This is a genomic window from Pseudomonas sp. sp1636 (assembly GCF_030376615.1).
Lineage (GTDB): Bacteria > Pseudomonadota > Gammaproteobacteria > Pseudomonadales > Pseudomonadaceae > Aquipseudomonas.
The window spans coordinates 42,393-58,465 of record NZ_JARRAB010000017.1; the positions used below are offsets into that span (position 1 = coordinate 42,393).

The following is a 16,073-nucleotide window of genomic DNA, read 5'->3' on the forward strand; positions in this document are numbered from 1 at the left end:
CGTAAGCCGCCGAGGACTTTTGTAGCCCGGATGCCATCCGGGCTACGGGTGCAGCGGCTAGTCGAACAGCACCTTGGCCACATCGCTGTAGCGTTTGGCGAAGTGCACGCTCAGGCCTTGCTTGAGGTAGTCCGGCAGCTCCTGGTAGGAGCCGCGGTTGGCCTCCGGCAGGATCAGTTCGAAGATCTTCTGTCGGCGCGCGGCGATGACCTTCTCGCGCACCCCGCCAATCGCCAGCACCTGGCCGGTGAGGGTCAGTTCGCCGGTCATGGCCACGCCTTTCTTCGGCGCCTGGTTGCGTGCCAGCGAGAGCAGCGCGCTGGCCATGGTCACCCCGGCGCTGGGGCCGTCCTTGGGCGTGGCGCCTTCGGGTACGTGCAGGTGGACGAAGGCCTGGTCGAAGAAGCCGGGCTCGCCGCCGAACTGTTTCAGGTGCGAGCTGATATAGCTGTGAGCGATTTCCGCCGATTCCTTCATCACTTCGCCGAGTTGGCCGGTGAGTTTGAAGCCGCGATTGAGGGTGTGGATGCGCGTCGCCTCGATCGGCAGGGTCGCGCCGCCCATGCTGGTCCAGGCCAGGCCGGTGATCACGCCGACGCCCGAAAACACCTGCTCGCGGCGGAACACCGGCATGCCCAGATAACTCTCCAGATCCTTGGGGTTGATCTTGATCGTGCCGGCCGGGTCGTCGAGCAACTTGACCACCGCCTTGCGCACCAGTTTGCCGAGCTGTTTTTCCAGCTGACGTACGCCGGCTTCCCGGGCGTAACCCTCGATCAGCAGCTTGAGCGCGGCATCGCTGATGGTCAGGCGCTTCTTCGGTACGCCGGCCTTGGCCAGTTGTTTGGGCCACAGGTGGCGCTTGGCGATGGCCAGTTTTTCCTCGGTGATGTAGCCGGACAGGCGAATCACTTCCATGCGGTCGAGCAAGGGGCCGGGGATCGAGTCGAGGGTGTTGGCGGTGCAGATGAACAGCACCTTGGACAGATCCAGGCGCAGATCCAGGTAATGGTCGAGAAATTCGACGTTCTGCTCCGGGTCGAGGGTTTCCAGCAGTGCCGAAGCCGGGTCGCCCTGGTAGCTGCTGCTGAGCTTGTCGATCTCGTCGAGCATGATCACCGGGTTCATCACCTCGACCTCTTTCAGCGCCTGCACCAGCTTGCCGGGCAGGGCGCCGATATAGGTGCGGCGGTGGCCCTTGATCTCGGCTTCGTCGCGCATGCCGCCGACGCTGAAGCGATAGAACGGCCGGCCGAGGGACTCGGCGATGGATTTGCCAATGCTGGTCTTGCCCACGCCGGGCGGGCCGACCAGCAACACGATGGAGCCGGCGATCTCGCCCTTGAAGGCGCCCACGGCGAGGAATTCGGTGATCCGCTGCTTGATGTCGTCCATTCCGGCGTGGTGCGCATCGAGCACCTGGCGCGCGTGCTTGAGGTCGAGCTTGTCCTTGCCGACGATGCCCCAGGGCAGTGCGCTGGCCCAATCCAGATAATTGCGGGTGACCGCGTACTCCGGCGAGCCGGCTTCCAGAATCGACAGTTTGTTCAGCTCTTCATCGATGCGTTTGCGCGCCTGCTCGGGCAGGGTCTTGCCCTCCAGGCGCAGCTCGAACTGCTCGATGTCGGCGCTGCGGTCGTCCTTGCTCAGGCCCAGTTCCTGCTGAATGATCTTCAGTTGCTCCTTGAGGAAGAATTCGCGCTGGCGCTCGCCGATTTTGCTATTGACCTCCGCCGACAACTCCTTTTGCAGGCGGCCTACCTCGACCTCCTTGCGCAGCAGCGGCAAGACCTTTTCCATGCGCTTGAGCATCGGCACGGTATCCAGCACTTCCTGCAGTTCGTGGCCAGGGGCGCTGGTCAGGGCGGCGGCGAAGTCGGTCAGCGGCGAGGGGTCGTTGGGGCTGAAGCGATTCAGGTAGTTCTTCAGCTCTTCGCTGTACAGCGGGTTGAGCGGCAACAGCTCCTTGATCGCATTGATCAGCGCCATGCCGTAGGCCTTGACCTCGTCGCGCGGATCGGGCGAGCTTTTCGGGTACTCGACTTCCGCCAGGTACGGCGGTTTGCGGCTGAGCCAGCCGCGGATGCGCACACGGGTCAGGCCCTGGGCGACGAACTGCAGTTTGCCGCCTTCCTCGCTGGCATGATGCACGCGCACCAGGGTGCCGTGCTCGGGCAGGCTGTCCGGGTCGAAGCTGGCGCTGCCGGCCGCAGGCGCGTCCATATAGAACAGCGCCAGGCTCTTGTGCGCGGTGTTGGCTACGCGCTCCAAGGTTTTGCCCCAGGGATCCTGGTTGACGATGACCGGCAGCACCTGGGCGGGGAAGAAGGGGCGATTGTGAATCGGGATCACATACAACTTGTCCGGTAATTGCTGGTCGGGCAACGCCAGGCCATGGCTGCTACGGCTGTCGTGGTCGTTTTCGCGGGCTTGTTCTGCGGCGATTTCGATGTCCTGTGGCTCGTTCATGCGGCACCTGTAGTTGCACGTTAAATGCTACATGGGGCGGTGCCTGGGGTTTTTCAATCAGGCGGCTGCGATGTGCGCTTTGAGGGTGTGGCGCAAGTCATGCAAACGACCGTCGATCAGAGGGGTGAGCAAGCTGAAGCAGTCATGGGGTGCCAGGCGAACCTGGGGCGCCTCTAGCAGTTCCACCTCCAGGCGTTGCAACAGGCTGTGCAGCGGTTCGCTGCGGGCGGGGTCGTCGAGGCGCCGGCACAGCACGCGTATCTGCATGTGCAGGCCGGCCGGACAGCGTCGGTAGTTGGCCGCGCGCACCGCCAGGCCGCGTAGCCGCGCCAGGTCTTCCAGGTTGCGGCAGGCCGGCTCCAGGCCTTGCAGCGCGGCCGTGTCGCGCAGGCACAAGCGCTCTTCGAGTTGTTCGACGACGGTCAGCAAGGCCTCGATCATTCGGCAATGGGCCTCGAAATCGGCTGGATTGCGCCGCAGTTGCGGCCAGTCCTGCTGCAGTGGTGCCAGTTGCAGGCTGGGGCCCGGCCAGTTCAGCCAGAGCCGGTCGATCTGGCGGGCCAGGGCGTTGCGCTGGCTGACGCTGACGATGTCCTGCGCCGCTCCCAGGCAGCGATGTTTTTGCAAGGCCTGCAGCAGTTCAAGGGTGCGCAGCAGGGTAGCGCCCTGGAGTTGGGCAAGCGTCTGCCGATGGCGCCGACTGGCACGTCGGGTGAGCCACTGGCCAAGCAGAAAAAGACCCACGGCCAAGGCGAAGGCCAGGGCAATACTGAGTTCCATTGGGTGACTCCTCGGATCGGCAGCAGGGACGCTGCCGGTCACGTGGGTGTAAGCAACTCTCCTGCCAACCGGTGGAAACCCCGGTCTGCGCGGCCGCGCCGCCGCGCGCTGCTGCATCGTTGGGCGTGCGGCCGCTGGCCCGACTTTTTTGGTGCACTCGCCGGGCGGTGCTTGCGATCCGTTTCAGGGCTGGCTGGCGGCGCAATGGGGCGGTCGCCGGCGTTACCGGCTTGGCGCTTGACTGCCCCCGACGCTCATGGGCAAATGCACGGCACTGGCCTGCTATTGCCTGGCAACCGCGGCCGTTGCAGGGGGCTGGGCTGCCGCTGGTCGCGGAGCGTGACGGCGACCCGCACAACTGGTTAAAGTGCCATCACATCGTCTGCGGAATTGTCGTTGCAATGCTCAAAGCGCGCCTGCTGCGCCTGGATGACCAGGCCCACGAACACACTCACGATCACCACCAGTTGGTGCTGTCGCTGACCGGGCGCGCGGAGTTCGAGGTCAACGGCCGCGGTGGCGAGGTGTGTCGTATGCGCGCCTGCCTGGTGCCCGGCGATGCCGATCACCAGTTCGCCGGGATGGGCGACAACCGCATGCTGATCGTCGACCTGGATGAGCAGGGCACTTCCAGCGAAGACCTGGCGCTGCTCACCCATCTGTTCGAGACGCCGCGTTACCCGCAGCTGGACGCCGACTTCCAGAACCTGCTGAGCTATGCCGGCGCCGAGTTGGGGCGCTACGGCAGCGACCCGCTGCTGGCACGCGCCCTCGGCGGCGTGCTGCTGCGTGCGCTGCACCTGCGCCTGTTCGGCGAGCAAGCCGGTCGCACGCCCGGGGCACTCGATCTGGAACGGCTGGACGGTTACATCCTCGAACACCTGGCGCGGCGCATCAGCGTCGCCGAGCTGGCCCAGGTCGCGTGCCTCAGCCCGAGCCATTTTCATGCGCAGTTCAAAGACAGCGTCGGCCTGACGCCCCATCAATACCTGCTGAAAACCCGTCTCGACAGTGCTTCCCGGCTGTTGCGCGAGAGCGGCCTGCCGTTGATCCGCATCGCCGAGGAGTGTGGTTTCTCCAGCCAGAGCGCGCTGACCACCGCCATGCGGCGCTATCTCGGCCTGACCCCCAAGCGTCTGCGCGGCGCTCAATAACCCCGTGTCCACTACTGCCGGGCAAGCACATTGCGAGCGGCGCCTGTATCAGGGGACACGCAGTGAGCCGGTGCCGTTCGATAGCCCGCCGCTGGGGCGGTCGAATGCCTTTGCTGATGCTTTCAATAAAACGGTGCGCGATGCTGCCCGGTAGTTTTCAGGCGCGTATCGCCAGCGTGCTGATCCTGCTGCTGCTGGTCGTGGTCGGCGCGCTGTATTTCGCCGTGCAAGCCGCCACCGCTGTGGCTGTGCGCGACCAGGCCCGCGAACAGTTGGATGTCGGTACGCGGGTCTTCGAACAATTGCTCGAAGTGCGCGGCCGGCAGTTGCACGACGCGGTGCAGGTGCTGGCGGCTGACCTCGGCTTCAAGGCAGCGGTGGCCGGCGGCGATAGCGAAACCATTCGCTCGGCACTGGCCAGCCATGGTGCGCGGATCAATGCCAGCGCGGCGATGCTGCTCGGCCTCGATGGCCGTCTCGCGGTGAGCACCGAGCGACGCATCAGTGGGCAGACGGCCGCGCGCCTGAGCACCTGGGTGAAGGCGCAGCGGCGCGACGGCGTGCAGATTTTCCTGCTGCCGATTGGCGACAGTATCTACCTGATGGAACAGGCCACGGTCAGCGCTCCCCTGCCGAGTGCGCGGGTGATGATGGGCTTCCAGATGGACGAAGCCTTCGCGCGCGAGCTGCGTGAGCTGACCCTGCTCGAATTGACCCTGGTCGCCAGTCAGGAGGGGCTGCCGGCGATCTGGATCAGTACTTTGCCGGCCTCGACGCAGGCGTTGCTGCAGGACGACACGGCTGTTGAGCACAGCATCGCCAGCGTCCCGCTGCAGGTCGGCGCGGAGCGCTATCTCGGCCAGCGCCTGGTGCTGGCCAGTGGCGAAGATTTTCAGATCCAGGCTCTGCTGCACAAATCCTTGACTCAGGCACAGCAGGCCTTTGCCCCGCTCGATCGCCAAATCCTGCTGATCGCCTTGGCCGCACTGCTGGCCTCGCTGGGCGGCGCCTTGCTGCTGGCGCGCACGCTTTCGCAGCCGGTACAGCGCCTGGCGGCGCTGGCCGAGCGGGTGGGGCAGGGCGATTACCAGATGCCCCTCGAATTGCACCGCAGCGATGAACTGGGCAGTCTGGCCAAGGCATTCCACCGCATGCAACTGGGCATTGCCGAGCGTGAGCGGCAACTGGCGCATAACGCCCTGCATGATGCGCTGACCGGTCTGCCCAATCGCGCCCTGGCGCTGGAGCGGCTCGGCAGTGCGATTGCCGCCGGGCGGCCAACGGCGCTGTTGTGTGTGGGCGTGGGCAACTTGCGTGCGGTGAACGACAGTTGTGGTCCGGGCGCCAGCGATCTGGCCCTGCAGCAACTCAGCCAGCGTCTGCAAGACAGCCTGCGCCCCGGCGACAGCCTGGCTCAGCTGATGACCAGCGAGTTGCTGCTGTTGCTGGAAAACAGCGACGGCGACAGTGCGGTAGTGGTCGGCGACCGCTTGCAGCACTTGCTCAGCCAACCCTTGCGCCTCGGCAAGCAGGAGGTCGTGCTGGATTGCTGTGTCGGCATCGCCGCCTACCCGGTCGATGGTGAAACCGCGGATGACCTGCTGCGCCGCGCCAGTATCGCCATGCAGGACGCCGCGCAACTGCCGGGGCGCCTGCAGATGTACGAGCGTGGCCGCGACGCCGCACACCAGCGCCAGATTCGTCTGATTCGTGACCTGCGCCTGGCGCCCGACAACGCGGAACTGTTGCTGCATTACCAGCCCAAACTGGATCTCGCCGCCGGTCAGGTGCGTCAGGCCGAAGCCATGCTGCGCTGGCGGCATCCGCAACTGGGGATGATTGCGCCAGGCGAATTCATTCCCTTGGCCGAGCGCACCGGCAGCATCCAGGGGCTCACCGCCTGGGTGCTCGAGGAGTCCCTGCGGCAGTTGCGCGAGTGGAATGGCCGCGGCCTGCGCGTGCAGCTGTCGTTGAATATCTCCACCGAGGATCTGGTCGATCCCAAGTTGCCGGTGCGCGTTGGCCAGTTGCTGGCGCGCTACCAGGTACCGGCCGAGCAACTGATTTTCGAGATCACCGAGAGCGGGGTGATGGTCAATCCCACCCTGGCGTTGCAGGTGCTGTACGGTCTGCGCGACCTCGGCATCAGCCTGTCGGTGGACGATTTCGGCACCGGTTATTCCTCGCTGACCCAACTCAAGCGCATGCCGGTGCAGGAGCTGAAAATCGACCAGTCCTTCATCCGCAACCTCGATGACGCCAGCGAAGACGCGGTGATCGTCCGCTCGACCATCGAGATGAGCCACAGCCTGGGCCTCAAGGTGGTCGCCGAGGGCGTCGAGCTGGCCTGCAGCCTGCGCCTGCTCGAACGCTGGCAGTGCGATGTCGCCCAGGGCTACCTGATCAGCCCGCCGCTGCCGGCCAAGGCCTTCGAGGCCTGGATCGCCCAGCCGTTAACGGCGCCGGTATTGAAGGGGGCTTGAGCCTATAGCGCACTCGAAATCGCTTGGCGTCGTGCGGTTAGCAGGTCTATCGCCTGCAAACCGGGCCATGCTCCGGCGACCGGGCAGGATCGACATCCGGCCAACCATGATCTGCCCTTGAATCATGCTCGTGGCTGAAGGGGCATGATTTATGTTTTTGCACCAAAAAGATTCATAATGGCGACATTTTGCTCTATTGCGGTGCGTTTGCTGCTGCTAAAGTGCAGCCCTCATTTTAATGTGCGACCGTGCCCTGCTCGGTCATTCGAGGGCTGCTTCATGACCGACTCCGTAGAGTTTTTCCTTGCCCGCCTCAAGCGGCGCGATCCTGATCAGCCGGAGTTTCACCAGGCCGTCGAGGAAGTGCTGCGCAGCCTCTGGCCGTTTCTCGAAGCCAACCCGCGCTACCTGCAGAGCGGCATCGTCGAGCGTATGGTCGAGCCTGAGCGCGCCATTCTGTTCCGGGTGCCATGGAGCGACGATCAGGGTCGGGTGCAGGTCAATCGCGGCTATCGGGTGCAGATGAGCAGCGCCATCGGCCCATACAAGGGCGGTCTGCGCTTCCACCCCTCGGTGAACCTGGGCGTGCTCAAGTTCCTCGCCTTCGAGCAGGTGTTCAAGAACTCCCTGACCTCGCTGCCGATGGGCGGCGGCAAGGGTGGATCGGACTTCGACCCCAAGGGCAAGAGCGACAACGAAGTCATGCGTTTCTGCCAGTCGTTCATGAGTGAGCTGTATCGGCATATCGGCGCCAACCTTGACGTGCCGGCCGGTGATATCGGCGTGGGCGCTCGCGAGATCGGCTATATGTATGGCCAGTACAAGCGCCTGGCCAATGAGTTCAGCTCGGTGCTGACTGGCAAGGGCATGGCCTTCGGTGGCAGTCTGATCCGCCCGGAAGCCACCGGTTTCGGCTGCGTGTATTTCGCCGAGGAAATGCTCAAGGGGCGTGAGCGAACCATCGATGACCTGCGTGTGGCCATCTCCGGTTCGGGCAACGTGGCGCAATATGCCGCGCGTAAGGTGATGGATCTGGGCGGCAAGGTGATCTCGCTGTCCGACTCCGAAGGCACTCTGTATGCGGAGGCCGGCTTGAGCGAGGAACAGTGGCAGTATCTGCTGGAGCTGAAGAACGTGCGTCGCGGGCGGATCAGTGAAATGGCCGTGCAATTCGGCCTGCAGTTCAACGCCGGTCAGCGGCCCTGGAACCTGCCGTGCGATGTTGCGCTGCCGTGCGCCACGCAGAACGAACTGGATGCCGCCGACGCCCGTACCCTGCTGAAAAATGGCTGTTTCTGTGTGGCCGAAGGCGCCAACATGCCCTCGACTCTGGACGCCGTGGATGTGTTCATCGACGCCGAGATCCTCTATGCCCCAGGCAAGGCCTCGAATGCCGGCGGTGTCGCGGTCAGTGGCTTGGAAATGAGCCAGAACGCCATGCGCCTGCACTGGACGGCCGGCGAGGTCGATGAGCGACTGCACGGCATCATGCAATCGATTCATCATGCCTGTATTGGTTACGGCACCGAGCCGAGCGGTTTCGTCAACTACGTCAAGGGTGCCAACATTGCCGGCTTCGTCAAAGTCGCCGATGCCATGCTGGCGCAAGGAGTGGTTTGAGCCGATTGGCATCGTTCGCCGCCAGGTGACGGCGCCTGCATGGGGTCGTCAGCCAGCGCTTGTTCGATGTCCTCGGCTGGCGCCGCCGGTCGTGCGCTGACGGCGTTGTTCGCGGCAACCCATGTGAACATGGCCTGAATCAATCGCGGAGATCGGCTCCGGCAGCCCCTCAGTGGCTGCCGGGCGGTTTTTTCTTGATGCTCTTGAGCAGGTCTTCCGGGGTGATGTAAGCGAGCGTGCCGCTCGTGCTGGCGGCGCTGCCCGGTTGCGGCTGGTGCAGAATATGGCCCTTCATTTTTCCGATGATGTGCATCTCGCAGGGTTTGCAGTCGAATTTCAGGGTGAGCACTTCGTCCTGATGGATCAGTTGCATGTCCGACACTTTGGTGCGCACGCCGGTGACGCCTTTGGCCTGTTTGGGGCACAGATTGAAGGAGAAGCGCAGGCAGTGCTTGGTGATCATCACCGGCACCTCGCCGGCTTCTTCATGGGCCTCGTAGGCCGCATCGATCAGCTGCACGCCGTAACGCTGGTAGAAGGCGCGGGCCTTGTCGTTGTAGACGTTGGCCAGAAAGGTCAGGTGCGACTCGGGGTACAGCGGCGGCGGCACGCTGACCGGCTTGCGCCCGCCACGCGGATGGACGGCGACGCGCGCTTGGGTCAGCGCCTCGATGGCTTCGCGGCGCAGGGCCTTGAGTTGCGAGCCGGGGATAAACGGCACGGCCTCGCAGTCGATCTGCACAGCGGTGCTGTAGTAGATGGTGGTGCCCAGCTTGCTCAGGGTATCGGCCAGTTGCTCGCGGGACTGCCCGGCATCCTTGGCGGCGGCGAACGGGCCGGCCAGGCTGACGCTGACGACCACGCCCTCTTCGCTGCTTACGCTCAGGTGCAACTGATCACCCTGCACCGCCACCTGCCAGGTGACTGCGACGCGGCGCTCGGCCGAGGTTTTCTGCAGAGCCTGCTGCCAGTTGTGGTCGAGGTTGCGATTGAGTGGCTGCTGCGGGCGCACGCGCTGCATGGCCTCGGGCATTTCGTTGGGCTCGACGCGGTAGCGGTAACGCTTCTCGCCGTCCTCGTCGAACTCCGCTTTCAGTTCGCAGATGTTGCTGCGAAAACCCACCACTTCGCGTTTGATCAACACATTCAGGCCATCGCCGTTGGACAGCGGCGTATCGGTGACGGCGATCAGGTCGCGCTTGCCGACCTTCTCGACATAGCCCACCGCCAACCCGGTAAAGGTCGGCGAATCGAACGCGCCGATGTCCACCTTGCGATCGGTGACGAAGTAGTCGGTGCTGCCACGGTGGAAGGTCTTGTCGGTGTCCGGGGTGAAGAAGTGCTCGGTGCGGCCGCTGGCGGCGCGCGCCAGCTGCGGGCGCTGTTCGAGAATGGCGTCGAGCTCCTGGCGGTAGTGCGCGGTGATGTTTTTCACGTAGCTCATGTCTTTGTAGCGCCCTTCGATCTTGAACGAGCGCACGCCGGCATCGACCAGATGGATCAGGTTGTCGGTCTGGTTGTTGTCCTTCATCGACAGCAGGTGCTTATCAAAGGCCACCACGCGGCCCTGATCGTCTTTCAGGGTGTACGGCAGGCGGCAGGCTTGCGAGCAGTCACCGCGGTTGGCGCTGCGCCCGGTCTGCGCGTGGGAGATATTGCACTGCCCGGAGAACGCCACACACAGCGCGCCGTGGATAAAGAACTCGACCGCCGAATCGACGTTGCGGCAGATGTTGCCGATTTCTTCCAGGTTCAGCTCGCGGGCCAGCACCAGCTGGGAGAAGCCGGCGCCATCGAGGAAGCGCGCCTTGTCCAGGCTGCGGATATCGCACTGGGTGCTGGCGTGGATCTCGATGGGCGGAATGTCCAGCTCCATCACGCCCATGTCCTGCACGATCAGCGCATCGATCCCAGCCTCGTACAGCTGCCAGATCATCTGCCGCGCCGGCTCCAGTTCATCCTCATGCAGGATGGTATTGAGGGTGACAAACACCCGCGCATGGAACAGATGGGCGAACTGCACCAGCTCGGCAATCTCGGCCACGCTGTTGCTGGCGTTATGCCGCGCACCGAAGCCGGGGCCGCCGATATACACCGCGTCGGCGCCATGCAGGATGGCTTCCTTGGCAATGCCGACATCGCGCGCGGGGCTGAGGAGTTCGAGATGGTGCTTGGGCAGGGACATGGCGTGGCTTCAACCAGATAGGAAATGTGCAAAACGACAAACCCGGCCTGCGCCGGCCGGGTTTGTCGGGTGACGCGCGAGAAGTTTACTTGATTTCGACGGCCAGGCTGTCGGCGATCTTCTGGTTCCAGGGCGCCGGGCTGCTGCCGTCCGTCTCGACCTTGTCGCCTGGTCGATCTGGATGAACGCCGTCAGCACCTGAATAGCGGTGTGTGGTGGTTTTTGCGTGCAATTGCAGGGGGGGGGCTTCGCCTGCTGTTGTTTCGGCCGCGTGGGGCTTTGGTTTTCTTGGGGGCTAACAGGCCGTTGAAAAATGTAGGCGAGGCAGCCAAGACAAGGCAAAAATGGCCGCAACGTAGCGCAGCGGAGTAACAGCCGCAGGCTGGCCCCGAAGGGGTGAGCGTAGCGAATCAAAAGCGGAATTTAGGTGGTGTAAATGAGCATTTTGAGGCCATTTTTAACGCAGTATTGGCAACGCAGGTAGTTTTTCAACGGCCTGCTAATAAAATCTTCGAGGGTCAGGGGTATTGATCAAGCTCGCTAACTGAGTCAAAGCGAATCGCAGTTCGTCGTGGCTGGTCGGCGACATAAGCACAATTCTGACGCTATTACTCGTGGTGTCGGAATGCTCGGCCTGAAATTGGGATTCGCTCAGTATCAGAACGCCGTTAGCTCGAGCTAACAGGGCGAACTCGTCGCTACTCCAGGGTTTTGGCAGGGTTAGCCAAAGATGATAGCTGTTAGGTTGGGCCTTGATCTGGAGGCCGCTAAATATCTCGGCAGCAATAGCCTGGCGGACGGCGGCCTCGTGCCGCTGAATGCGAATAAGCTTGTGATCGAGGCCTTCAGTAATCACATTACTGGCCAGTTGCGCCGTCAGCGGCGACGCCATCCAGACACTGCTGCGCACCATCGAAGACAGCCGTGAAAGCATTTTTGGCGGGCTGTATAGGTACCCCACTCGAAGCGCAGGCATTACTGACTTGGACAGGCTTGTCAGGTACACCGAACGGTCTGGCGCGAACGCGGATAATGGCTTGATGCTGGGGTCGGTGGCGAGAAAACCGTAGATGTCGTCGTCCAGAATGATGAAGTCAAACTCTTCGGCGAGTGCGGCAATCTGCTCGCGACGCTTATGGGACATGGTCGCAGTGGTTGGGTTCTGGCAGGTCGCAACACACACCAGCATCGCCGGTTTATCCCGAGTGCAGATCTCCCGCAGCGCCTCGGGAATGATTCCTTCCTCGTCCATTGCAACGCCGCGCAGCTGCCGCTCCAGGCTATGGGCAACCGAAATGATGCCGGGATAGCAAAGCGACTCGCAGAGTATCAGATCCCCGGAGTTGGTCAGTGCGCTGATTGCCACCATCAATCCATGCTGAGCGCCGCTGGTGATCACCACCTGTTGCCATTGTGCGTCCGGCAGTGAATGGCGCAGCCATTGTGCTCCGGCTTCGCGGTGCAGCGGGTGACCGCCATCCGGCGCGTAATCGAGAGCCCGTTCGAAGTCGGTGCTCTTGGCCAGGTTCACCAGCGCGTCCCTTAGCCAATATTCCAAGGCCTCTCCATGCGGCTTGATGATCGACAGGTCAAGAATTTCCGGGTGCGTGGGCGGGATAGACTGGGCGGGGGTAATTATGTGTGACTGCAAAACGTTTCTTTTGAGCACGTAGGTGCCGCGGCCCACTTCACCCTGCACCAGTCCGCGCCGCTGCGCCTCGCTGTAGGCGCGGCTGATAGTGCCGGGTGTGACGTCCAGGGCTTTGGCCAGTTCCCTTAAGGTCGGAAGACGATCCCCGCGTTGTAGCGAGCCGTTGTTGATGTCCTGCTCCAGCGCATCGGCGATCAACAGGTACATCGGCTGATTGAGCTCGTTGAGTTGAGGAGTCCACATGCTGTCGCTACCGATTGTAGTAATGATTGTTTTGGAAAATAGCACATTGAGTCGATCACTAAAATGATCGACTCAATGTGCGCTGTTTTGCGCGAGATATGACGGGGCTTCCAGGTCGGGTCGAGGGTCGAGGACCCTCTTGTCATGCAAGGCTATGGGTATCTTTCGATAAATCAATGGCTTGTGATAATCCTCCGGGCATGGTGGAAGGTGGTTGCGCGGAAAATAAATCGAAATGTAAATTGCACCTATTGAATCAGCTCAATTTTCTGAAATACACTCCATGGCGAATCGAGTCAATCGGCTCATTTCCTCTAATCATCCTGTGGGATCAAGCACCATGGACAGAGTTAGGCAGGATTTATCATTGTCAGCGGTCGTTGCGGGCTTCATCGCTGTGGTCATTTCCTATGCAGGGCCATTGATCATCGTGTTTCAGGCAGCGCAAAGCGCGCGATTGAGCGATGCCGAGGTATCGTCATGGATCTGGGCGATATCCATTGGCAGCGGGGTCACGGGTCTGCTGCTGAGCTGGCGCCTGCGTATCCCGGTGATCACCGCCTGGTCGACGCCGGGGGCGGCCTTGCTGGTTTCCATGCTGCCCATGGTGTCACTGGCCGAAGCGGTCGGAGCCTATATAGTGGCGTCGCTGATTATCGCAGTGGTGGGCCTCAGCGGTGCGTTCGACAAGTTGATGGATCGCCTGCCCAAAGCCATTGCTGCCGCGATGCTTGCCGGCATCTTGTTCCGCTTTGGGGTGGATTTGTTTACCTCGGTCAAGATCCAGCCTTGGTTGGTGTTGTCGATGATCGTCGCTTACCTGGTGTTCAAGCGCCTGTCGCCACGTTACGCCATCCTGTCGGTTCTGATCGTTGGCTGCGCGGTCGCCGCTTCCATGGGTGAACTCAATAGCGGTTCGATCATCATCGATGTGGCGCAACCGCTCTTCATTGCGCCGCAGTGGAGCTGGCACGCAATCGTCAACATAGCTCTGCCGTTGGCGCTGGTAACCCTGACCGGACAATATGTTCCCGGCATGGCGGTGCTGCGCACGGCGGGCTACCAGACTGCGGCGCGATCAATCATTTCGGTGACGGCCATAGGTTCGGTATTGCTGGCACCGTTTGGCTCCCATGGCTTCAACCTGGCGGCTATCACCGCCGCCATCTGCACTGGCCGCGAGGCCCACGAAGACAAGAGCAAGCGCTATGTGGCAGGTATCGCCTGCGGCGTGTTCTATATCGTGATGGGGACTTTGGGCGCGACCTTGGCTTCGGTGTTTTCCGCGCTGCCCAAGGAGTTGATCGCTTCGCTGGCCGGGCTGGCCCTGTTTGGTGCTATCGCGACCGGTTTGGCCGGGGCTATGGCGGATGAGAAGCAGCGCGAGGCGGCTCTTATTACTTTTCTGGTTACGGCGTCGGGCATGAGTTTTCTCGGCCTGGCCGCAGCGTTCTGGGGTTTGATCTTCGGGCTAGTGGCGCACTTCATTCTCAGCTATACCCATGCCGCCAAGGTGAGCGACATAGCGGCGGTGCGCGGCCATGAATAATCTCTATGGCTTTATCGTGGCCGGCGAGGGCTGGTGGCTGGCGTTGGCGTACCGGCGATGGGCAGATGCTGCAGGCGCCTAGGGTTGTCAATGCGCCAGGCCCTGGGCGGCCCGCTAGCTGATGTGGTTAAGGTCACGGCTTCATCGCCGGCTTAAGTGAATTTCCAGCCTTAGGCCGCGTGTGGAAGAGTATTTCAGCCAGCCTTACCCTGCATTAACGACAAACCCGGCCTGCGCCGGCCGGGTTTGTCGGGTGACGCGCGAGCAGGTTACTTGATCTCGACCGCCAGGCTGTCGGCGATCTTCTGGTTCCAGAGCGCCGGGCCGGTGATGTGCACCGACTCGCCCTTGGTGTCGACCGCCACGGTCACCGGCATGTCCTTGACCTCGAACTCGTAGATGGCTTCCATGCCCAGTTCGGCGAAGGCCAGCACCTTGGATTTCTTGATCGCTTGCGACACCAGGTAGGCGGCGCCGCCGACGGCCATCAGGTACACGGCCTGGTTGTCCTTGATCGCCTCGATGGCGATGGGGCCGCGTTCGGACTTGCCGATCATGCCGAGCAGGCCGGTGCTTTCGAGGATCTGCCGGGTGAACTTGTCCATCCGCGTGGCGGTGGTGGGGCCCGCCGGGCCGACCACTTCGTCGCCGACCGGATCGACCGGGCCGACGTAATAGATGAAGCGGCCCTTGAGGTCGACCGGCAGGGTTTCACCCTTGTTGAGCATCTCGACCATGCGCTTGTGCGCGGCGTCGCGGCCGGTGAGCATCTTGCCGTTGAGCAGCACGGTTTCGCCCGGCTTCCAGCTCTGCACGTCTTCCGGGGTGAGGGTGTCGAGGTCGACGCGGCGCGCACTCGGGCCGGCTTCCCAGACGATTTCCGGGTAGGCGCCCAGCGGCGGCGGGGTCAGCTCGGCCGGGCCAGTGCCGTCCAGCACGAAGTGGGCGTGGCGGGTGGCGGCGCAGTTGGGGATCATGCACACCGGCAGGCTGGCGGCGTGGGTCGGGTAGTCCATGATCTTGACGTCGAGCACCGTGGTCAGGCCGCCCAGGCCCTGGGCGCCGATGCCCAGTTGGTTGACCTTGTCGAACAGCTCCAGGCGCAGTTCCTCGATGCGGTTCTGTGGGCCGCGGGCCTTGAGTTCGTGGATGTCGATGGACTCCATCAGCACTTCCTTGGCCATCAGCGCGGCCTTCTCGGCGGTGCCGCCGATGCCGATGCCGAGCATGCCCGGCGGGCACCAGCCAGCGCCCATTTCCGGCACGGTCTTGAGCACCCAGTCGACGATCGAGTCGGAGGGGTTGAGCATGGCCATCTTCGATTTGTTCTCCGAGCCGCCGCCCTTGGCCGCCACGTCCACTTCGACCTTGTCGCCGGGGACGATGCTGTAGTGGATCACCGCCGGGGTGTTGTCCTTGGTGTTCTTCCTGCTACCTGCCGGGTCGGCCAGGATCGAGGCGCGCAGGACGTTTTCCGGCAGGTTGTAGGCGCGCCGTACGCCTTCGTTGATCATGTCGTCGACGCTCATGCTGGCGCCGTCCCAGCGCACGTTCATGCCGACGCGAACGAACGCGGTGACGATGCCGGTGTCCTGGCAAATCGGCCGGTGGCCGGTGGCGCACATGCGCGAGTTGATCAGGATCTGCGCCATGGAGTCGCGCGCGGCCGGGGACTCTTCCTTGAGGTAGGCCTCATGCATGGCCTGGATGAAGTCCACGGGGTGGTAGTAGGAGATGAACTGCAGGGCGTCGGCGACGCTCTGGATCAGGTCGTCTTGCTTGATCACGGTCATGCTGGGCGCTCCTTTTGTGAAGGTAGGAGTTGTAAAGCTAGGAGTAGGGCAAAAACTTCGAGGGCGACGAACCACGAGTCGACGCGCGCGTGCAGTAAAAAAGGCGCGGCAGTATAACGCGCGGCCGCTCGGGCGGACAGCCGCCG

The 16,073-nt window shown here is 62.8% G+C and carries 9 protein-coding genes; 4 read left to right on the forward strand and 5 right to left on the reverse strand.

The window, feature by feature from the left end; genetic code table 11:
• Window positions 1–57 precede the first annotated feature (57 nt).
• Entirely contained in the window at window positions 58–2,469 is a 2,412-nt protein-coding gene (gene lon, locus P8H27_RS16370) for an endopeptidase La (protein WP_289638687.1), read from the reverse strand.
• A 57-nt stretch (window positions 2,470–2,526) separates the two neighbouring features.
• The gene (locus P8H27_RS16375; RefSeq protein WP_289638688.1) at window positions 2,527–3,249 is read right to left on the reverse strand and encodes a hypothetical protein; all 723 of its coding nucleotides are present in this window, start codon (window positions 3,247–3,249) and stop codon (window positions 2,527–2,529) included.
• Window positions 3,250–3,650: 401 nt separating this feature from the next.
• Between P8H27_RS16375 and P8H27_RS16380 the strand changes: the two genes are divergently transcribed.
• The 3 genes from P8H27_RS16380 (at window position 3,651) to gdhA (ending at window position 8,506) form a co-directional block, all read left to right on the forward strand.
• Window positions 3,651–4,403: an AraC family transcriptional regulator gene (locus P8H27_RS16380; protein ID WP_289638689.1), complete on the forward strand. Its 753-nt coding sequence runs from the start codon at window positions 3,651–3,653 to the stop codon at window positions 4,401–4,403.
• 140 nt (window positions 4,404–4,543) lie between these two features.
• Window positions 4,544–6,886 carry a bifunctional diguanylate cyclase/phosphodiesterase gene (locus P8H27_RS16385; RefSeq protein WP_289638690.1) on the forward strand — a complete coding sequence of 781 codons (2,343 nt, stop codon included), beginning with the start codon at window positions 4,544–4,546 and terminating at the stop codon, window positions 6,884–6,886.
• Window positions 6,887–7,165: 279 nt separating this feature from the next.
• A complete protein-coding gene (gene gdhA, locus P8H27_RS16390; RefSeq protein ID WP_289638691.1) occupies window positions 7,166–8,506 on the forward strand; it encodes an NADP-specific glutamate dehydrogenase in 1,341 nt (446 codons plus the stop codon).
• 169 nt (window positions 8,507–8,675) lie between these two features.
• On the opposite strand, the gene P8H27_RS16395 is transcribed toward gdhA, so the two are convergent.
• A complete protein-coding gene (locus P8H27_RS16395; protein WP_289638692.1) occupies window positions 8,676–10,691 on the reverse strand; it encodes a U32 family peptidase in 2,016 nt (671 codons plus the stop codon).
• A gap of 499 nt (window positions 10,692–11,190) precedes the next feature.
• A complete protein-coding gene (locus tag P8H27_RS16400) occupies window positions 11,191–12,585 on the reverse strand; it encodes a PLP-dependent aminotransferase family protein (RefSeq protein WP_289638693.1) in 1,395 nt (464 codons plus the stop codon).
• Between the two features lie 340 nt (window positions 12,586–12,925).
• Here P8H27_RS16400 and P8H27_RS16405 point away from each other — a divergent pair, with 340 nt between their 5' ends.
• Window positions 12,926–14,134, forward strand: a complete 1,209-nt coding sequence (locus P8H27_RS16405; RefSeq protein WP_289638752.1) for a benzoate/H(+) symporter BenE family transporter — start codon at window positions 12,926–12,928, stop codon at window positions 14,132–14,134.
• A gap of 269 nt (window positions 14,135–14,403) precedes the next feature.
• Here the strand turns inward: P8H27_RS16405 and P8H27_RS16410 are convergent, their stop codons facing one another.
• The gene (locus P8H27_RS16410; protein ID WP_289638694.1) at window positions 14,404–15,927 is read right to left on the reverse strand and encodes a fumarate hydratase; all 1,524 of its coding nucleotides are present in this window, start codon (window positions 15,925–15,927) and stop codon (window positions 14,404–14,406) included.
• Between the last annotated feature and the right edge of the window lie 146 nt (window positions 15,928–16,073).